This is a genomic window from Gallibacter intestinalis, from assembly GCF_014982745.1.
Classification (GTDB): Bacteria; Bacillota; Clostridia; order Peptostreptococcales; family Anaerovoracaceae; genus Gallibacter; species Gallibacter intestinalis.
The window spans coordinates 15,701-35,945 of the sequence record NZ_JADCKA010000006.1 but is presented as its reverse complement, the minus strand read 5'-3'; the positions used below and the strand labels follow the sequence as shown (position 1 = coordinate 35,945).

20 protein-coding genes are annotated in these 20,245 nt (G+C 37.7%); 13 read left to right on the top strand and 7 right to left on the bottom strand.

Annotation, left to right across the window (positions count from 1 at the left end; translation table 11 throughout):
* Positions 1-11: 11 nt before the first annotated feature.
* The 7 genes from INF20_RS04610 to dnaA form a co-directional block, all read right to left on the bottom strand.
* Positions 12-746: a SigB/SigF/SigG family RNA polymerase sigma factor gene (locus tag INF20_RS04610; RefSeq protein ID WP_226385207.1), complete on the bottom strand. Its 735-nt coding sequence runs from the start codon at positions 744-746 to the stop codon at positions 12-14.
* Complete coding sequence (locus INF20_RS04605) at positions 736-1,146, bottom strand: ATP-binding protein (protein ID WP_226385206.1); 411 nt, start codon at positions 1,144-1,146, stop codon at positions 736-738. Before INF20_RS04605 ends, INF20_RS04610 begins: the two co-directional genes overlap by 11 nt.
* Positions 1,139-3,574, bottom strand: coding sequence for a DNA gyrase subunit A (gene gyrA / locus INF20_RS04600; protein ID WP_226385264.1), 2,436 nt, complete (start codon positions 3,572-3,574; stop codon positions 1,139-1,141). Before gyrA ends, INF20_RS04605 begins: the two co-directional genes overlap by 8 nt.
* 29 nt (positions 3,575-3,603) lie before the next feature.
* Complete coding sequence (gene gyrB / locus INF20_RS04595) at positions 3,604-5,544, bottom strand: DNA topoisomerase (ATP-hydrolyzing) subunit B (protein ID WP_226385205.1); 1,941 nt, start codon at positions 5,542-5,544, stop codon at positions 3,604-3,606.
* 91 nt (positions 5,545-5,635) lie between these two features.
* The gene (gene recF, locus INF20_RS04590) at positions 5,636-6,727 is read right to left on the bottom strand and encodes a DNA replication/repair protein RecF (RefSeq protein ID WP_226385204.1); all 1,092 of its coding nucleotides are present in this window, start codon (positions 6,725-6,727) and stop codon (positions 5,636-5,638) included.
* Between the two features lie 17 nt (positions 6,728-6,744).
* The gene (dnaN, locus tag INF20_RS04585) at positions 6,745-7,857 is read right to left on the bottom strand and encodes a DNA polymerase III subunit beta (RefSeq protein WP_226385203.1); all 1,113 of its coding nucleotides are present in this window, start codon (positions 7,855-7,857) and stop codon (positions 6,745-6,747) included.
* A 163-nt stretch (positions 7,858-8,020) separates the two neighbouring features.
* Entirely contained in the window at positions 8,021-9,379 is a 1,359-nt protein-coding gene (dnaA, locus tag INF20_RS04580; RefSeq protein ID WP_226385202.1) for a chromosomal replication initiator protein DnaA, read from the bottom strand.
* A gap of 340 nt (positions 9,380-9,719) precedes the next feature.
* Here dnaA and rpmH point away from each other — a divergent pair, with 340 nt between their 5' ends.
* The 13 genes from rpmH (at position 9,720) to INF20_RS04515 (ending at position 20,226) form a co-directional block, all read left to right on the top strand.
* Positions 9,720-9,854 carry a 50S ribosomal protein L34 gene (rpmH, locus tag INF20_RS04575; RefSeq protein WP_226385201.1) on the top strand — a complete coding sequence of 45 codons (135 nt, stop codon included), beginning with the start codon at positions 9,720-9,722 and terminating at the stop codon, positions 9,852-9,854.
* Between the two features lie 5 nt (positions 9,855-9,859).
* A complete protein-coding gene (rnpA, locus tag INF20_RS04570) occupies positions 9,860-10,204 on the top strand; it encodes a ribonuclease P protein component (RefSeq protein ID WP_226385200.1) in 345 nt (114 codons plus the stop codon).
* Positions 10,205-10,208: 4 nt separating this feature from the next.
* The gene (gene yidD, locus INF20_RS04565) at positions 10,209-10,418 is read left to right on the top strand and encodes a membrane protein insertion efficiency factor YidD (protein WP_226385199.1); all 210 of its coding nucleotides are present in this window, start codon (positions 10,209-10,211) and stop codon (positions 10,416-10,418) included.
* Positions 10,419-10,432: 14 nt separating this feature from the next.
* Complete coding sequence (locus INF20_RS04560) at positions 10,433-11,143, top strand: YidC/Oxa1 family membrane protein insertase (RefSeq protein ID WP_226385198.1); 711 nt, start codon at positions 10,433-10,435, stop codon at positions 11,141-11,143.
* Positions 11,143-11,892 (top strand): RNA-binding cell elongation regulator Jag/EloR, encoded by a 750-nt coding sequence (gene jag, locus INF20_RS04555; RefSeq protein WP_226385197.1) that lies wholly within the window; start codon positions 11,143-11,145, stop codon positions 11,890-11,892. The genes INF20_RS04560 and jag overlap by 1 nt, the downstream gene beginning before the upstream one ends.
* Positions 11,893-11,962: 70 nt before the next feature.
* Entirely contained in the window at positions 11,963-13,327 is a 1,365-nt protein-coding gene (gene mnmE / locus INF20_RS04550; protein ID WP_226385196.1) for a tRNA uridine-5-carboxymethylaminomethyl(34) synthesis GTPase MnmE, read from the top strand.
* Positions 13,328-13,353: 26 nt separating this feature from the next.
* A complete protein-coding gene (gene mnmG / locus INF20_RS04545) occupies positions 13,354-15,240 on the top strand; it encodes a tRNA uridine-5-carboxymethylaminomethyl(34) synthesis enzyme MnmG (protein WP_226385195.1) in 1,887 nt (628 codons plus the stop codon).
* Positions 15,230-15,937 (top strand): 16S rRNA (guanine(527)-N(7))-methyltransferase RsmG, encoded by a 708-nt coding sequence (gene rsmG, locus INF20_RS04540; RefSeq protein WP_226385194.1) that lies wholly within the window; start codon positions 15,230-15,232, stop codon positions 15,935-15,937. The genes mnmG and rsmG overlap by 11 nt, the downstream gene beginning before the upstream one ends.
* Before the next feature lie 120 nt (positions 15,938-16,057).
* Positions 16,058-16,831, top strand: a complete 774-nt coding sequence (locus tag INF20_RS04535) for a ParA family protein (RefSeq protein ID WP_226385193.1) — start codon at positions 16,058-16,060, stop codon at positions 16,829-16,831.
* A 3-nt stretch (positions 16,832-16,834) separates the two neighbouring features.
* Positions 16,835-17,713, top strand: a complete 879-nt coding sequence (locus INF20_RS04530; RefSeq protein WP_226385192.1) for a ParB/RepB/Spo0J family partition protein — start codon at positions 16,835-16,837, stop codon at positions 17,711-17,713.
* A 24-nt stretch (positions 17,714-17,737) separates the two neighbouring features.
* A complete protein-coding gene (locus INF20_RS04525) occupies positions 17,738-18,286 on the top strand; it encodes a SprT-like domain-containing protein (RefSeq protein WP_226385191.1) in 549 nt (182 codons plus the stop codon).
* Positions 18,287-18,290: 4 nt separating this feature from the next.
* The gene (locus INF20_RS04520) at positions 18,291-18,920 is read left to right on the top strand and encodes a cyclodeaminase/cyclohydrolase family protein (protein WP_226385190.1); all 630 of its coding nucleotides are present in this window, start codon (positions 18,291-18,293) and stop codon (positions 18,918-18,920) included.
* Between the two features lie 4 nt (positions 18,921-18,924).
* A complete protein-coding gene (locus tag INF20_RS04515; protein WP_226385189.1) occupies positions 18,925-20,226 on the top strand; it encodes a 5-formyltetrahydrofolate cyclo-ligase in 1,302 nt (433 codons plus the stop codon).
* Positions 20,227-20,245 lie beyond the last annotated feature (19 nt).

The window sequence follows — 20,245 nt, the reverse complement described above, 5'->3', positions numbered from 1 at the left end:
TTTTCTCCTTTCTATCCTGCCAGTTCTCTGGCAAATCGTTCAAGTATCTTTTTTTCCGCTCTTGATATGGTCATTTGGGATACTCCCAAATCCTTAGCTATTTCATTTTGAGACTTTTCCTCAACAAATCTCTTTTTGAAAATATATCTGTTTGTACCAGTCATTTCACTTAGGACTTTTTCGATTATCTCATAGTCTTCCACATCTCTGTAGCCCTTTTCGTCCTTAGCAGTAAACTTTTCAAACATAGCTGCAGCACCTTCCTCGCCTCCGTCATCAAAGGTCTGATTAAGAGAAAGTGCGCCGTATGCGGCACTGCTTTCTATGGCCCTAAGAATAGTGTCTTCGCTTTCTCCCATGGCCTCCGCTATTTCTGCTACCGTAGGTTTTCTGCCCAGCTTTGATGTCAAATCCTCCTTAACCGGTCCCATGGCAGAGGAAATTTCCTTCATGTGTCTTGGAACCTTGACGCTCCAGCCCTTATCTCTGAAATATTTTTTTATTTCTCCGAGAATAGTAGGTGTAGCAAAACTGCTAAATTCAAAGCCCTTTTCAGGGTCAAACCTTTCCACAGCGGAAATCAGGGCAAGGGCGCCCACCTGATATAAGTCATCGTATTCAACGCCCTTTCCCAGATATTTCTTTATGAGTATATCGACCATATACAGATATTTTTCAACAATTCTGTTTCTTGTCTCAATGTCTTTGTTTTTACTGTATGCTAGAAACAGTTCCTTATCGCGCATTCTTTTTCACCAAAGTTATCTTTTTACCGCCGTCGTCTGTATTCTCTATGCTTACGCTGTCCATGATGTTGTTGATTATCGATATTCCTAAATCTCCCTCATTAGGACAATCCAGGCATATTTCGCAATCCTTTTCAACTGTATGACTTCCGGAAGATAATATCTCTATTGTAAGACCGTCATCTTCCGTTCTTATGTCCATTTCGTATTCGCTGCACCAGCAATCGTATCCGTGACATGTAACAACCTTACATGCTTCAAATACAGCCATGCCTATTTCATCGACAGTATCCACATCAAAACCCGCAAGGCTTGCCGTGGCCAGCGCTGCGCTTCTGCATACCTTTATGAACTCCGGTTTTCCCGGAACCTTTATCTTTACAAGATCGGTTTTATTCATCTTCTTTATCATCCTTTATCACTTTAGCCATGGATATAATATTGGCGTCTTCGGCAACCTTCATAATCTTTACACCCTGAGTTGCTCTTCCAAGCTGTGACACATCCTGGGCTGCAATTCTTATGATAATACCGTCGGAGTTTATCAGGAGCACTTCGTCGTCTTCTTCCACTGTAACGGCTCCTATCAGTTCACCTGTCTTATTGAATTTCTTTTTATCATAGGTGAGAATTCCCTTGCCGCCTCGTTCCTGAACCTTGTATTCCTTAACAGCTGTTCTCTTTCCGAATCCGTTTTCGGTAACCACAAGAAGTTCATCATCCTTGTGAACAAGGCACATTGAAACGACTTCGTCACCCCAATCAAGCTTGATTGCCCTTACGCCGCCGGCTGCTCTTCCCATAGGGCGAACATCCTTTTCGTTAAATCTGATGCTCTTGCCGTGCTTTGTAACTATTATAACATCGTCGTCCCCTGATGTCTGCTTGATATCTATAAGCTCGTCATCATCCTTGAGATTGATAGCTATTATGCCATTCTTTCTGTTTGTATCAAACTGTGAAAGAGCTGTCTTTTTAATTACACCGCTCTTTGTAACAGCCATAAGATACTTTTCTTCATCAAATTCCTTAATAGGAATCACGGCATTTATTCTTTCTCTCTGAAGGAGATTTAAGAAGTTAACTGCAGGAGTTCCCTTGGCAGTTCTTGTGGCTTCAGGAATTTCGTATGCCTTTATCTTGTGTGCCTTACCTAGATTTGTAAAGAACATCAGATAATCGTGGGTTGAAGTGATTATGAGATCCTTTACAAAGTCGTTTTCACGGGTTGTCAGACCGGCTATTCCCTTGCCGCCTCTCTTCTGAGTCTTATATGTGTCGGCAGGTATTCTCTTAAGATATCCCAGGTGAGTCAAGGTAACTGCTACGCTTTCTTCCTGAATCAGATCCTCTTCATCTATTTCATTTACTGCCGCCGCAATCTTAGTTCTTCTTTCATCGCCGTACTTTTCTTTAATTTCCTGCATTTCATCTCTTACTACTCCCATAAGAAGCTTTTCGTCAGCTAAGAGAGAATTGTAATATGCAATCTTTTCCATAAGTTCGGCGTATTCGTTTTCGATTTTTTCTCTTTCCAGCCCCTGGAGTCTGGCAAGTCTCATATCCAAAATCGACTGAGCCTGTATATCTGTAAGCTCAAATCTGTTCATGAGCTTTTCCTTGGCATCGTTGTATGAAGATCTTATTATCTTTATTATTTCATCGATGTTATCAAGAGCTATTCTCAAACCTTCCAGTATGTGAGCTCTTGCTTCCGCCTTTTTCAAATCATACTGAGTTCTTCTTGTAAGTACATCCTTCTGATGCTTAAGATATTCGCTCAGTATATCGTAAAGGCTTAAAACCTTAGGCTGTCCGTCCACCAGGGCAATCATGATCATGCTGAATGTATCCTGCAGCTGAGTATGCTTATAGAGCCTGTTTAATGTAATCTGAGGATTTGCATCCTTTTTAAGCTCTATAACAATTCTCATGCCATGTCTGCTGGACTCATCTCTTATTGTGGAAATTCCTTCGATTTTCTTTTCCTTAACCAGCAAAGCCATCTTTTCGATGAGTCTTGCCTTGTTTACCTGATAAGGAATTTCGGTTACCACAATCTGCATCCTGCCTCTGGATGTTTCTTCTATTTCTGTTCTTGATCTTACAGTAATCTTGCCGTGGCCTGTCTTGTATGCCTCCCTTATACCGTTTTTACCCATTATCATAGCTCCGGTAGGGAAGTCAGGACCCTTTACGATTTTAATTATATCGTCGATTGTGGCATCATCGTGATCTATCATGTAGCATGCCGCATCGATAGTTTCTCCCAGATTATGAGGAGGAATGGAAGTTGCCATACCTACGGCTATACCGTTTGATCCATTTACAAGAAGGTTAGGTATTCTTGCAGGAAGTACGGAAGGCTCCTTTTCCTCTTCGTCAAAGTTTGGTACAAAATCAACGGTTTCCTTTTCAATATCCCTTAGCATCTGCAGGGCATAAGGAGTCATTCTCGCTTCCGTATAACGCATGGCGGCAGCTCCGTCACCGTCTACGGAACCGAAGTTACCGTGTCCGTCCACCAACATATATCTTGTGGAGAAATCCTGAGCCATTTTAACCATGGCATCATAGATTGAGCTGTCTCCGTGTGGGTGATATTTACCCATTACATCACCGACTATACGGGCGGATTTTTTATGAGGCTTATCCGGTGTTACACCGAGCTGACTCATACCATAGAGAATTCTTCTATGTACCGGCTTAAGTCCGTCTCTTACATCAGGAAGAGCTCTGCTGACTATAACGCTCATGGCATAGTCGATATACGAGTTTTTCATTTCGTCATGAATCTCGTGCTGTATCATTTTATTATCTTCATGCATCATCTTTGTCACAGTATCGCCCCTCCTTTCTAAATATCAAGATTTTTAACGTATTTAGCGTTATCTTCAATAAACTTTCTTCTTGGCGGTACCTTATCTCCCATGAGAGTTGTAAATATCTCATCGGCAGCGGTAACATCGTCAAGGGTTATCTGTATAAGAGTTCTGTTTTCATAATCCATGGTTGTTTCCCAAAGCTGATGGAAGTCCATTTCACCAAGACCCTTATATCTCTGTATTGTTAATTTACCCGGTTTGTCAGCCAGTTCTGCCAAAAGCTTTTCCTGTTCTCTGTCGGAATATGTGTAATAAACATCATTTCCTTTTTTAACCTGGAACAGCGGTGGCTGAGCCGCATAAACATAGCCTCCTTCTATAAGAGGTCTCATATATCTGTAGAAGAATGTAAGAAGCAGAGTTCTTATATGGGCTCCGTCCACATCGGCATCTGTCATGATGATAATCTTATGATATCTAAGCTTTTCAATATCAAAATCATCTCCGATATTGCATCCGAAAGCAGTTATCATATTTTTAATTTCATCACTATTAAGGATTTTATCAAGTCTTGCCTTTTCAACATTGAGGATCTTACCTCTAAGAGGAAGCACAGCCTGTCTCTTTCTATCTCTGCCGTTTTTAGCAGAACCGCCGGCGGAGTCACCCTCTACCAGAAATATTTCAGAAAGTACAGGGTCCTTTTCCTGACAGTCAGCAAGTTTTCCCGGAAGTGAAAATCCTTCAAGAACGCTGTTCTTTCTTGTAATATCCCTTGCTTTTCTTGCTGCTTCTCTAGCTCTTGCCGCCTGAAGGGCCTTATTCATAATAATTTTTGCCTGTCCAGGATTTTCCTGCAGGAAAGCTGTAAAGAATTCGTTTGTATTGGATTCAACAAATCCCTTCATTTCACTGTTACCCAGCTTACCCTTAGTCTGTCCTTCAAACTGAGGATTTGTAAGTTTAACTGAAACTATTGCCGTAAGACCTTCCCTTACATCATCGCCGGAAAGTGGGGCATCATTATCCTTAAGAAATTTGTTTTTCTTTGCGTAATCATTAAATACTCTTGTAAGAGCTGATTTAAATCCTGAAAGATGATATCCTCCGTCAACTGTATTGATGTTATTGGCATAGGACATTATGAGTTCTGTATATCTATCCGTATACTGGAAGGCAACTTCCATTTCCATGTCGCCTTTTCCTGTTTTATCCTTACCCTTTGCTTCAAAATAAACTATATCAGGATGTATTACATCTTTATTTTTATTGATAAACTGAACAAATTCTTTAATTCCACCCTCATAATGGAAATCTTCCTTTTCTTCTTCGCCGTCCCTTTTATCCGTAAGAGTTATTCTTATTCCCTTATTAAGGAAAGCCATTTCCCTTAATCTGTGTTCAAGGGTATCAAAATTAAAGACAGTTTCTTCAAAAATGTCAGGATCCGGCCAGAATGTAGTTTTTGAACCTGTTTCCTTTGCCTGTCCTATTACATGCATTTTTTCAACTGTCTTACCTCTTTCAAAGGCGAGGGCATATATATTACCGTCTCTTTTTACCTCTACTTCCATTCTAGTGGAAAGGGCATTTACAACGGATGCACCTACACCGTGAAGACCACCGGATACCTTATATCCGCCACCGCCGAATTTACCTCCGGCATGAAGAACTGTATGGATAACCTCAACGGCAGGAATTTTTTCCTTAGGATGCATATCCACAGGCATTCCTCTTCCGTCGTCTTCAACGGTTATAGAATTATCTTCGTTTATTGTTACGTGTATGTTCTTACAAAAGCCTGCAAGAGCTTCATCCACACTGTTATCAACAATTTCATATACCAGATGATGAAGTCCTTTTTCTCCTGTAGAACCTATATACATTCCCGGTCTTTTTCTTACCGGTTCAAGTCCCTCCAGCACCTGAATTTGATCGGCGCCGTACTGCTGGGACACATTTTCTTTTGACATATTTTTCACCTCAATTAATAGTTTATAAAATACATTTCATTATACAATAAAACGCCCATTTTTGCAATTTAACGGGCGTTTTTTTCTTTTCCTATATCAGAGAACCTTTTTTAACGTTTAATACCTTTCCTCCAGGCAGCGATTTCATAACTTCATCGGGTATTTCTGTGGCTGTTATAAACACCTGAACATCATCAAGACTATTTATTAAAAATTTCTGTCTTTCGCTGTCAAGCTCACTTAACACATCATCCAAAAGGAGAACGGGACTTTCTTCCTTTTCCTCTTTTATAAGGAAAATTTCCGCAAGTTTTAACGAAAGTGCCGCTGTTCTTTGCTGCCCCTGGGAACAGTATTTTCTTGCATCCTTGCCATCAACGGTTATTTTCATATCATCCTTGTGAGGACCCCTTGAAGTGCTTCCGCTGTAAATATCCTTATTTAAGCTTTCTTCAAGAATTTTTGAAAATCTTTTTTTAATTTCATCTTCAGTACCTTCCTCAGAAATATCCGGATCATATGATATTACAAGTTTTTCTTTTCCATCTGTTATTTTATTGTGTATTTCACCGCTTATTATATTTATCTTTGATATAAATTCTTTTCTATCTTTAATTATATCTGTTCCTGTATTTAACAGCTGTTCATCCCATACTTTAATTATATTTTTATCGGGATTTTTTTCTTTAAGATATGTATTTCTCTGAAGGAGAATCTTTTTATATCTTGAAAGACTGTCCATGTATTTTACACGAAGCTGGCAAAGTTCTCTATCTATAAAACTTCTTCTTTTTGAAGGCTCTTCCTTCACTATTTTAAGATCCTCCGGAGAAAATATTACGCAGAGTATATTTTCAACAAGCTGTGAAACTCTCTTTACATGTATTCCGTCTGCCTTAATACCTTTTTTTCCGTCTTTTCCTATATATATTTCAACAGTTCCCTCATCATCATACTTAAAATAATCGACTTTTATCCTGCAGTAATCCTTATCAAAGCATATAACTTCCCTATCCTTTGAAGTACGAAATGACTTTCCGAAGGATGCCATATATATTGATTCTATAAGGTTTGTCTTTCCCTGGGCATTTTCACCGAGGATAAGATTTACATTTTTATCGAAATCTACTTCAATTTTTTCGTAATTTCTATAGTTTTCAAGGGATACTTTTTTAATATACATAACTTTTAAATATTATTTTAATTTGATGAAATCCTTACAGGAAGAACAAGATATTCATATCCGTTTCCTTCAAGAGGTTTTATTATGCAAGGAGTAACTGAAGTTTTAAGCTCCAGCATTACATCCTCATCTTCTATTGCCTTAAGTGCTTCGGAAAGATACTTTGAATTAAATCCTATCTGCATATCTTCCCCTGTTTTTTCCATAATTATATCTTCCTTTACTGTACCTTCTTCAGATTTTGAGTTTATAGTGAGGAGATTTCCTGAAATAGTACATTTAATAAGGTTATTTTTTCCTTCTTTTGCTAAAAGAGAAGCTCTTTCTATACCTGTAAGAAGTTCCTGTCTGTTTATATTTATTCTTGTAGTAGATTCCTTAGGAAGTATATCTCTATATTTTATAAATTCACCATCTATAAGGTTTACAGAAATTCTCGTATCCTTCATAAGGATATTTGCCTTTTTCTTTCCTACTATCATTTCAACATCCTGATCATCTTCAGATTCTGAAAGAATCTTGAGAATTTCAGATATAGTTTTACCTGGAATTATTATATGACCTTCTTTTTCATTTTTAATTCTTTCTCTGCATATTGCCATTCTAAAACCATCAAGAGCTACCATATTAAAGCTGTTTTCTTCCATTTCAAGAAGAACACCTACTATAACTCCCTTAGAATCATCCGAACTTGCAGAAAAATATGTGCTTTTAATCATATATTTTAATATTTCCTTATCGAAGGAAAGTGTTGATATAACATCACCTACATCTGTTATATCAGGAAATTCATCTGACGGCTGACCTACGATAGTAAATTCACTTCCTGCAGTTTTAATAAGTACATTTGTACCGTCGATTGTTTCAATCATAAGAGTTTCATTAGGAAGTTTTCTTACTATATCACTAAAAAGTTTTGCAGAAACCACAAGGCTTCCTTCTTCTTCAATTACTGCATCTATTGTTTTTTCAATACTCATATCAAGATCTGATGCACTTAGCTTTATTTTTCCGTTTTCAGCTTCTATAAGTATTCCTTTTAAAATAGGAATTGTTGTTCTTACTGTCACAGCCTTTGATACTGTATTTAAAGCTTTTGCTAAAATCTGTTGGTTACAGGTAAATTTCATTATATTTTTCCTCCGGATTTCCTAGTATTTTTATATTATTTTATAGTAATAGAAGTAGTAGGGGTTGTGAATTTGTGGAAAAGATTGATTTATGTTGAAATATCAATCTTTACTCCTGTTGATAAAGTGTGGATAATATAGTGTTATTTTTCCACATAACTGTTTATATCTTAATTCTCGATGTAAGTTCATTGACATAGGTTTTTGTTACATTGTCGTTTTTTAGTTCTTCTGATATTTTTTCATAAGCATGAAGAACTGTAGTGTGGTCCTTTCCACCAAAGGCTTTCCCTATATTTGGAAGTGAAAGATCTGTAAATTCCCTCGTTAGATACATTGCAATCTGTCTCGGATGAGAAATATTTCTAGATCTTTTTCTTCCTTCTATATCCTTTACGGATATGTTGAAATATTTGCTTACTACTCTTTTTATCGTTTCAACATTTATGTCTTTTTGATCATCAGTAAATATATTCTGCAGATTTTCCCTGGCAAATTCAGGTGTTATTTTCTTTCCCAACATAACAGCCATTGTGTAGAGATTTGTAAATGCTCCTTCAAGCTCTCGTACATTTGTTGTAACTCTTTCGGCTATCATAGAAAGAACGGTTTCTATATTATCGTCTATTTCAAGATTTTCTTGCTCTGCCTTTTTACTTAATATAGCCATTCTGGTTTCATAGTTAGGCTTTTTTATGTCCGCTACTATTTTCCATCCAAACCTTGAAGTGAGTCTTTCATCGAGATTTTTTAACTCCTTTGGAGGTCTGTCGCTGGAAAATACAAGCTGCTTATTATTATCGTAAAGATAATTAAAGGTGTTAAAAAGCTCTTCCTGAGTCTGTTCCTTTCCTTCAAAGAACTGGACATCATCTATTAAAAGAACATCCATCTGTCTGTATTTATCTCTAAATTCCTTTGTTTTTTCGGTTTTTATAGCGCTTATTATTTCATTAGTGAACATTTCACTGGTAACATAAAGAACTTTTTTGTCTTTATAGTGTTCCATAACATGATTACATATGGCATACATTAGATGGGTTTTACCAAGTCCTGATTCACTGTAAAGATAAAGAGGATTGAAATTTTTTGCAGGGTTTTCCGCAACGGCTAAGGCAGCTGCGTGGGCATATTCATTATTTGATCCTACAACAAAATTATCAAATGTATATTTTGGATTTGATATTAGTTCTTTATCAAATTCTTCATTTACAGTAGAAGTAGTGGAAAATGAATTTTTAGGTGTTTCTTTTTTATTTTCCTGTACACTTCCTTCTAAAAGAAGTTTGATTTTATATTTATTTTTAAATACGGCTTCTGTATATCCCTCTAAAAGGTGCATATATCTGTTGTTAATTGTAGATATAGCAAATTCGGTATCGCACAATATATAGAGGATACCTGCATTTTCATCTATAGAACTGAATTTAAGAGGCTCAAACCATGTTTCAAAGGTAACTTCATTTACCTCAGGTTCAAGTAATTCCAATACATAAGCCCATTTTTTATTATAATCGCTCATTAAATTGTAATCTCCTTAATATCAATCTGACATAAAATATAATATCAACAAAGTTATCCACAGACAAGGCATAAAATTTATATTAAAGTGTTTGGAATTTTTATAAATTATCCACAGGTTGTTGATAAAGTTGTTAATAATATCAACAGCACCACTAAATATTGGTATTGATAAAAAATTTAACAGATATTTTTTTTATTTTTATTATATTACGCATCATGAATAGTAAATGAAGCCGTGTTTTTGTTGACTTTTTTAATCTTAAACAGTATAATTACAAGGCATGTGTACCCGATTGAGATTCAGATCGGGAGTATAAAATTAAAAGGAGGTAATAATCATGAAGATGACTTTTCAGCCTAAGAAAAGACAGAGAAAGAAAGAACATGGCTTCAGAAAGAGAATGAAGACTAAGAGCGGAAGGAATATTCTTAAAAACAGAAGAGCTAAGGGCAGAAAATCTCTGACAGCTTAAGAGAAATGCTTAAAGAAAGTGTATTAAGCGGAAAACGAAATTTCGACAGAGTCTATAAAAAAGGAAAATCGACCGCCCATAAATATGTGGTGGTTTTTTTTAAGGAAAACGGACTGTCGTATGGACGAGTCGCTTTTCTGGCAAGTAAAAAAGTAGGTAATGCGGTTACAAGAAACAGGGCAAGAAGACTTATGAAAGAAAGTGTGAGATTAAGCGATATTAATTTCACCGGATTTGATGTAATATTTATTGCCCGAAATACTATAAAAAAAGAAACTAAATGCGAAGATGTAAGAAGGTCTTTGCTTTCAGCAGTTAAGAAAACCGCAATAGCTAAAAACAGAAGGTGATAAGTTGAAAAAGATAGCTATTATTTTAATAAGGGGATATCAAAAATTTATATCTCCGTTTTTACCTGATAGCTGCAGATTTTATCCTACCTGTTCCCAGTATTTTATACAAGCATTACAAAAATACGGGTTTTTTAAAGGTAGTTATCTGGGGATAAAGAGGATACTTAGATGTCACCCGTTTAATCCGGGAGGCTATGATCCTCTGCCTTAAAACTGGAGGAACTAATGAACACATTCACTGGTATATTCGCAAAGCCTCTGGCCTTTCTGCTCGAAGGTATATATAACATAGTAGGAAACTATGGTATATCTCTTATCATAATTACAGTAATAGTAAAGGTATGTCTTTATCCGCTTTACTTAAAGCAGATGAAGTCCATGGCTGTTTCATCAGATATGCAGAGAAAAATGAAACAGCTTCAGCAGAAATACGCCAATGACAAAGAGACTTTGAATATAAAAATGGCGGAACTCTATAAAGAGGAAGGATTTAATCCTGCCAGCGGCTGTCTTCCTATGCTGATACAGCTGCCTATAATATTCGCGCTCTTTGCGCTTCTCAGAAATCCTATAGCTTATGTCAGCGACACAGATATGTTGTTTGCTGTTCACGAATCATTTTTGTGGATAAACGACTTAAGCCAGGTGGATAGCTGGATACTCCCTATAGTGGCAGGTGTTTCCACTTTCATCGCATTTTCGATATCGATGAGCAACAATACATCGGGTCCAAATGAGATGAAAGGTATGATGAAGATAATGAAATATGCATACCCTATACTTATATTCCTTATGGGTAGAACTTTCCCTGCAGGACTTGCTCTTTACTGGTCCTTTGGTCAGTTCATGCAGATATTCTTCAACATTCACATGAGATCCGTTCGTAAAAAGATAATTGCGGAAAAGGAAGCAAAATCAAAGGGAGGTAAAAAGTAATGGACTTTTCGGAAAAATGGGGAAAAGACGTTGAGACCGCTACCGCCCTCGCTTTAGACGAACTTAAATGTTCAAAGGATGAAGTAAAGATAACGGTTTTGGAGGAACCTTCGAGAGGATTTCTCGGTATAGGATCAAAACTCGCGAAAGTGAGGGTCGAAAAAATAGAGGTTTCCGAAAACGATAAAACAGAAAAAATAGAAGTTAAAGAAGAAGTAAATGAAACTGTTACAGAAGAAACAGTTGAAAATGAAACTACCGAAGTTACTTCAAATAAACTCATAAGACCTGATAATATGAAGGAAATAGAAGAGCATCCGGCTCTGTCATTCCTTAAGGAAACCACAGAAAAAATGGGTCTTGAGCTTAGCTTTAAGGCATACGCTGATGATAATAATGTATTTATTGATATTGCAGGCAAAGATGCAGGTACAATTATAGGTAAGAGAGGTCAGACTCTTGATGCTATTCAGTATCTTACAAGCCTTGCAGTAAATAAAAAAAGCGAAGATTATGTAAGAGTAGTTCTGGATGCTGAAAATTACAGATCCAAAAGAGAAAAGACTCTTGAACGTCTTGCTCATCGTCTGGCAGATAAAGTTGTCAGAACGAAGAGAAGCGTAAAGCTAGAACCAATGAATCCATATGAGAGAATGGTTATACACGCAGCCCTTGTTAACAGCCCTAAGGTTAAGACAAGAAGCGAAGGCGAAGAGCCTTACAGAAGAGTTGTAATAGAACTTAAATAAATAGAGGCCCGTGGTTTTCACGGGCTTTTGTCTTAGAAAAATTAATCTTTATGAAATATGTGAGGTAAAAATGGAATCTACCATAGCTGCAATTTCAACAGCCTACGGAGAAGGCGGTATAGGAATAATAAGGATAAGCGGCGAAAAAGCAAAGGAAATCCTGTGTGGTATTTTCACAGGCAAAGATAATTTAGAAGATAGGAAAATGATTTACGGTCATATAAAGGATCCTGAAAACGGTGAAATTATAGATGAAGTAATGGCCGTATATATGAAAGCTCCTAAAACATATACAAAGGAAGATATAGTTGAAATAAATTGTCATGGCAGTACTGTTTCCCTCAGAAAAACCCTTGATTTGGTGCTGCGAATGGGAGCTGTTCCCGCGGAAAGAGGAGAATTTACAAAAAGAGCTTTTCTTAATGGAAGGCTTGATCTTTCCCAGGCGGAAGCTGTTATAGATTTAATAAGAGCAAAGACCGATAAATCCTTTGATGTGGCCATGGATCAACTTTCAGGTCATCTTTCATCTAAGATAAAGGAACTTAGAAAAAGCCTTACAGATGTTCTTGTAGATATAACTGTAAATATCGATTATCCGGATGAAGATATTGAAGAAATAATGTATTCTGATATGTATAACAGTTTATCGCAGATAAACGATGAAATAGTAAAACTAATATCTTCAGCGGGTACAGGCCGTATTATAAACGAAGGACTAAAAGTTGCGATAATAGGAAGACCGAACGTTGGTAAAAGCAGTTTAATGAACGCTCTTTTAAAGGAAGACAGAGCAATAGTAACTTCTATTCCCGGCACAACGAGAGACACAATAGAAGAAAAAATAAGCGTAAGAGATATACCTGTTATTCTTACGGATACTGCAGGTATAAGAAAAACCGATGATCAGATAGAAAAAATAGGAATAGAAAAAAGCAAGGCAAGCTTTAACAATGCAGACCTTATTATATTTATGGTGGATGCTTCAAGAACTCTTGATGATGAGGATATGGAGATAGCTTCATATATAGGAGAAAGAAAAGCTATACTTCTCATAAATAAAACGGACTTAGCAAGAGAAGCGGATACGGAATTTCTAATTAAAATGATGCCTCAGTGCAAGGTAATAGAAACCTCAATGACTGAAGAAAGAGGTATAGATGAGCTTGAAGATGAGATAGAAAATCTCGTTTATGGCGGACAGATAAGGCAGGAGGAAAGCCTTATAGTAAGCAATGCAAGACATCTACAACTTTTAAGAGATGCTTCGGCCGCTTTAGGTGATGCTATGAAAATGACAGAAATGGAAGAAGCTCTTGATTTTATAGAAGTTGATGTAAAGCGTGCTTACGATCTTTTGGGTGAAATAACAGGAGATTCGGTGGCAGACGATATAATAAATGAAGTATTTAAGAGATTTTGTCTCGGAAAATAAAATTGCGATAATCTGAGGAAAAAGTGATGGGATATGAACTTGGAAATTATGATGTTATAGTTGTGGGCGCAGGTCACGCAGGATGTGAGGCCGCTCTTGCTGCGGCAAGAATGGGAAAAAAAACTCTTATATTTGCCATAAATCTTGAATCCATTGCCATGATGCCTTGTAATCCTTCCATAGGAGGAACGGGTAAGGGACATCTCGTCAGAGAGATAGATGCCCTTGGTGGAGAAATGGGTATAAATACAGATAAAGCTTTTATACAGAGCAAGATGCTCAATACAAGAAAGGGACCGGCGGTACATTCTTTAAGGTGTCAGGCAGATAAACAGCTTTATCATACAGAGATGAAAAAAACTCTGGAAAGCACTGAAAATCTTGATGTGAAACAGGCAGAAGTCACAGATATAATAGTAGAAAACGGCAAAGTCACCGGAGTTATAACCATGACAAATGCCATTTACAGAGCAAAAGCTGTGATTTTAGCCACGGGAACTTTTTTAAGGGGAAAGATTTTTATAGGTGAATCATCCTTTATGAGCGGACCAAACGGCCTTGCTCCGTCTGTTATTTTGGCAGATAACTTAAAAAAACACGGTCTTTCTATGAGAAGATTTAAAACGGGAACACCTGCAAGGGTTCTTGCACAATCTCTGGACTATTCAAAGATGAAAGAGGAAAAGGGTGATGAACATATCGTTCCTTTCTCATTTATGAACGACAGCTTGGAAAAAGAACAGATATCATGTTGGCTCACATATACTAATGAAAATACCCACGATATAATAAGAAGGAATTTTTCCAGATCGGCGCTTTTCGGCGGTGAAATAGAGGGAATAGGTCCAAGATACTGCCCGTCAATCGAAGATAAGGTCAACAGGTTTGCTGATAGAAAAAAGCACCAGACATTTATAGAACCGGAAGGTCTGGATACAGATGAAATGTATGTTCAGGGCATGAGTACTTCTCTACCGGAGGATGTACAGCTGGAATTTTATAAAACCATACCGGGACTTGAAAATGTCAGAATCACAAGGCCGGCATATGCCATAGAGTATGATTCGATAGATCCCTTGACATTAAAGATGAATCTTGAATCAAGGGCCATTGAAAATCTGTTTTGTGCAGGACAGTTTAACGGAAGCTCAGGATATGAAGAGGCGGCAGCACAGGGTCTTATGGCTGGAATTAACGCAGTTCTTAAAATAGATCAAAAAAATCCGTTCATCCTAGACAGAAGCGAGGCTTATATTGGGGTTCTAATCGACGATTTAGTGGTTAAAGGTACTAATGAACCTTATAGAATTATGACCAGCAGAGCCGAATATAGACTTGTTTTAAGACAGGACAATGCAGATACAAGGCTTACGGAGAAAGGATATCAGCTGGGATTAGTTAGTCAGGAAAGATATAACAAATATTTACAAAAAAAGGAAGCTGTTGAAAAAGAGATTGAGCGCCTTGAAAATACCGAGGTATTACCAACGGAAGCAGAAGAGTTTTTAATAAGTCTGGGAAGCACACCTCTAAAAAATAAAACAACCTTGGCAGAGCTTCTTAAAAGACCTGAGATTACTTATGAAAATCTGGAGGCAATAGATAATTATCCGGATCGACTTACCGGACATGCAGCAACTCAGCTCCAGGTGCAGATTAAGTATGCCGGATACATTGACAAGCAATTAAGCCAGATAGAGAAGTTCAAAAAACTGGAAAATAAAAAGCTCCCTCAGGATATTGTGTACGGAGAGATAGAAGGACTGCGTATAGAGGCTCGACAAAAGCTTGATGCAATTAAGCCTGTATCTGTGGGACAGGCTTCGAGAATTTCAGGAGTATCACCGGCGGATATAAATGTTCTTCTTATATATCTTGAAAGAAACAGGAGATCTGGAAACAATGAAAACTGAATTGGTTAAATTTCTTGAAATGACTGGGAGATACAGCGATGAGATCATGGAAAAACTCATGGGCTATATGCATGGAATCATTTCTTGGAACGAAAAGGTAAATCTCACAAATCTAACAGAGGAAGATGAGTTTATAGAAAAACACTATATTGATTCCCTTCTGTTATGGAATAGCGAATCCTTTAAAAAGGCTGATAAAATAATAGATGTGGGAACCGGAGGGGGTTTTCCCGGAGTACCTTTGGCAATTCTATATCCGGAAAAAGAATTTGTACTTCTTGATTCCCTTAAAAAGAGATTAAATATAATTGATAGCCTAACCCATGAGCTTGGCATAAATAATGTCACTACTTTCCATGGGAGAGCAGAGGATGCGGCAAAGAAAAAAGACATGAGGGAAGCCTTTGATTTATGTGTTTCAAGGGCGGTGGCAAATCTCACATCCCTTGCGGAGCTTTGCATACCATTTGTAAAGATTGGAGGACATTTTGTAGCATATAAGGGACCTGGAGCCTATGATGAGGCAAAGGAAGCGGAAAATGCCATAAATATACTGGGAGGTAAGTTAGAATCTATAACCGTTCCAGAGGGACAAAAAGAATCCGAACACACTCTCATCACAATTCTAAAAACTGCCAAGACCCCTGAAAAATACCCAAGAAAGGCAGGGGATCCTTTAAAAAAACCACTAAAATAAAGCGTATAAATGATGGATGTTTCACGTGAAACATCCATTTTTCTTTTTTCCTTTAAAAAAAATATATATTAGTGTATAATCAAATAGAAATGTAAAAAATAAGCAAGATCGGAGGCAAAAATGGGTAAAGCTATTGCTATATTCAACCAGAAAGGTGGAGTAGGTAAAACTACTACAAATATCAACCTTGCCGCATGTCTGGCCAATAAGGGCAAGAAGGTTCTTCTTCTGGATATTGACCCTCAGGGCAATACTACCAGCGGACTTGGCATTGACAAGAGAAATATGGAATATTCCACATATGATCTTCTTATAGAAAAGGATTTCAACACACCGAAAGCAATTATAAAAACAGGTACAGAAGGATTGGACCTGATTCCTGCAAGCGTAAGTCTTTCAGGGGCTGAAGTGGAATTGGTAAATGTGAAGGGAAGAGAGAAAAGGCTTAAAAAAGCCATGGATAAGGTGAAGAAAAAGTACGATTATATATTTATCGACTGCCCACCATCATTGGGTCTTCTCACGGTTAACTCCCTTACTGCCGTTGATTCGGTTTTAATTCCTATCCAGTGTGAATTTTATGCTCTGGAGGGAGTGGCACAACTGATGAACACCATTGAAATCGTAAAGAAGAATCTTAACAGCAAGCTGGAAATAGAAGGAGTTATCCTGAGTATGTTCGACGGAAGAACAAACCTTTCTATTCAGGTGGTGGAAGAAGTGAAGAAATATTTCGGAAGAAAGGTATACACAACGGTTATACCAAGAAATGTACGCCTTGCAGAAGCGCCAAGCTACGGACTTCCTATAGTGGAATATGATCCTAGATCTACAGGAGCTGAAGCATACAGGGAGTTTGCAGAGGAATTTCTTAAATCTGAAGGAGAAAAATAAACCATGGCAGTAAAGAAAAAAGGATTAGGCAGAGGCCTTGATTCGCTGATTATAAATACTGATATATCCCTTGAAGATACTGAAAAGGATGTTGAAATAGACGGCCTGAACAGACTGGATATAAACAGCATAAGACCAAATGAAAATCAGCCGAGAAAGGTATTTGATCCTGAAAAAATAGAAGAACTGGCAAATTCCATAAAGGAGCACGGAGTTATCCAGCCTATAGTGGTAAGGAACATGGGCGACGGATATGAAATTGTAGCCGGAGAAAGAAGATGGAGAGCTGCCAGAAAAGCGGGACTTAATGAAGTCCCTTGTATAGTAAGGGAACTTACCGATGAGCAGAATATGCTCTTTGCAATAATAGAAAACATGCAAAGAGAGGATTTAAATCCTATTGAAGAAGCTCAAGGTTTGGATAGAATGATAAAAAGCTTTGGGCTTACTCAGGAAGAGGTTTCCAAAAGCGTAGGTAAAAGCAGACCGTATATTTCAAATTCCCTGAGACTTTTAAAACTTCCTGATGAGATAAAGGATATGATGTCTGAAAGGAAGCTTTCAGCGGGTCATGCTAGAGCTCTTATCAATATGGGAGATGAAGAAAAGCAGATAGAAGCTGCAAGACGCATAGTAAAAGAAGGCCTTTCTGTAAGAGATATAGAAAATCTTTCAAAGGAACAAAAGAAATCAAAAAGGGGAAGACCTGCGGCTAGAAGAGGAAAGTCTCCGGATGTTAAGCTTATTGAAAGAGAGCTTATGGAAATTGTAGGTACAAAGGTAAATATAAATGAAGCCGGAAAAAAGAGTTCCATTGAGATAGAATGCCACGGTACAGAAGAGCTGGAAAGAATAATCGAACTCTTGAAAACATTGAAATAGCAAGGACTGAAGAAGGAGTTTCATGTGAAACATATCGATGGTGACACACCGGTGATTGCGACGGAAGCTGATATCATCCTTAAAAAAGTCATTGCCCAGGCAAGAAAAGCAGGAATACCCGTAAGCGACAATATTGATAAAAATATTGTGATAAATGAGCGTGCAAAAACGCGTTTGGGAGCCTGTAGGATGAAGAAAAATGGAAGAAAAAAGCACTTCACTATCGAGATAGGAAGTGCTTTACTTGTCTGTGACCATGAAGAAATTGCAGAGGTTATTGCCCATGAAGTGCTGCATACATGTAAAGGATGTATGAATCATGGAAACAAATGGAAAGAATATGCCCATGTGATGAACAGCCTTTACGGATACAATATAAAAAGAGGATATACAGCAGAGAACAAGACGCTTAAAATGGAATTGGATAAAAGGTATAGATACCTTATAAAATGTGATTCCTGCGGTGCAGAATTTAAAAGACAGAGAAAAACAAAACTTATAAAAAATATAGAAAACTACCAATGCAGATGCGGCGGAAAACTGCATGTGACGGAGATTGAAAGGAACGGTTAGGCATATGGGAAAGATTGCTGATATGAGCATAAAAGAGTATTTGGATATTTTAAAGACAGATGCACCTGCTCCGGGAGGCGGAGGAGTAAGCGGACTTACTGCTGCTCAGGGTATATCCCTTACACTTATGGTAATTGAACTCACCTTAGGCAAGAAAAAATATGAAGAATACATGGAACTCATTGAAAAATCAAGGGAAAGAGCACTTGAATTGTATGAAGAACTGGCTGTAGCAGCAGATGAGGACAGAGAGGTATTTTTAAAGCTTTCGGAAGCCTATGCTCTTCCTAAAGAGACAGAGGAAGAAAAGAAAATTAAACAGCAGGTACTGGGCGAAAGATCCCTTGCGGCAACAGAAGCACCATACAAGGTAATGGAGCTTTCATTAGAGGGGCTTGAAATAACAGAAAAGCTCGTGGGCAAAAGCAATAAGATGGCTGTAAGTGATTTAGGAGTGGCTGCTGCATGTTTTCTTGCTGCATGTAAAAGCGCATGGCTTAATGTAAAAATAAACCTTCCTTATCTCACTGATAAAGATAGGGCACAGGCCTTTGAAAAAGGCGGTAGAAATATTTTAGAAAAAGTCACAGCGCTCTCGGAAAAAATATATGACGCAGTAGAAAAAGAAATATAAAAGCATGAATATAAAAGAAGAAAAAAGAATTTTAAGGGCAAAAATGCTGGAAAAGCGAAAGAACCTATCGGAAGAATATATTAAAATTTCCGACAAAAAAATATGCGAAGAGGTTTTAAAACTGTCAGAGCTTAAAAAGGCAGAAACGGTTTTTTGCTATGTCAGCACACCAGAGGAAATAGATACCCAAGAACTAATAAGTAAACTGCTTAAAAACGGCAAAAGGGTTGCCGTTCCCAGGTGTGAAGGGAAAGGTCTAATGAGGGCTTATGAAATAAAAAGTCTTGAAGAATTGCAGTCCGGTGCCTTTGGAATTATGGAGCCGAAGGAAGAAGGCCCTTTAGTGAATCCTAGTGAAATTGATATGGCGGTAATTCCCTGCCTTGCCTGCAGCAAAGACGGAAAAAGACTGGGATACGGCGGAGGTTTTTACGACAGATATTTGGAGAATACAAAATTTGATAGGATAATTTTATGCAGAGAAAAGCAGCTTTTATCTAAAATCCCTACAGATAAATGGGATCAGCCAATGAATATTATTATTACTGAAAGGGGAGAATACAAAATGGCAGATAAAAAATTGATAGGAACATTTTTTGAAACTGCGAGTAGCGCAGTAATCGAATGTCTTGGAAGAACAGGAATGGACTATGTAATCATCGATACGGAACATGGTTATTTTACAGAAGATAGCGTAGTCGATTATATAAGAAGCGCTGAAAATGTTGGAATTTTGCCATATGTAAGAATCGGGGATTTCAGAAGGCCGTATGTTTTGAGAATGGCTGACATAGGGGCAAGAGGTCTTATAATTCCAAATATCAAGACTCCAGAGCAGGTAAAGGAAATAGTTTCCTATGCAAAATTTGCACCTATAGGCGACAGAGGCTTTTGCCCTACAAGAATAAGTGGATGGGGAGCTGACCAATGGGCTGCCGATAACAACAATTACATGGAAGAGTGCAACAGGAGACTTAAGGTTATACCTCAGTGCGAAACAAAGGAAGCATTTGAAAACATAGAGGAAATCGCATCCATTGAAGGCGTGGATGGAATATTCATAGGACCTTGCGACCTGTCAATTTCCCTGGGAGTACCTCTGCAGTTTGATTCGCCGGTGCTGCTTGATGCCATTGAAAAGATTCTTAACACATGTAAAAAATACGGAAAAGAATCCTATATCTTCTGCGGAGATAGAGAAACAGCTGCAGTGAGATTAGAGCAGGGCTTTGATGCTGTTGCTTGCGGACTTGACGCATCGGTTCTTACAGCAGCTTATAAAGACATTGTGGAGTCCCTCAGATAGGGTATAAAGGTATTTACAA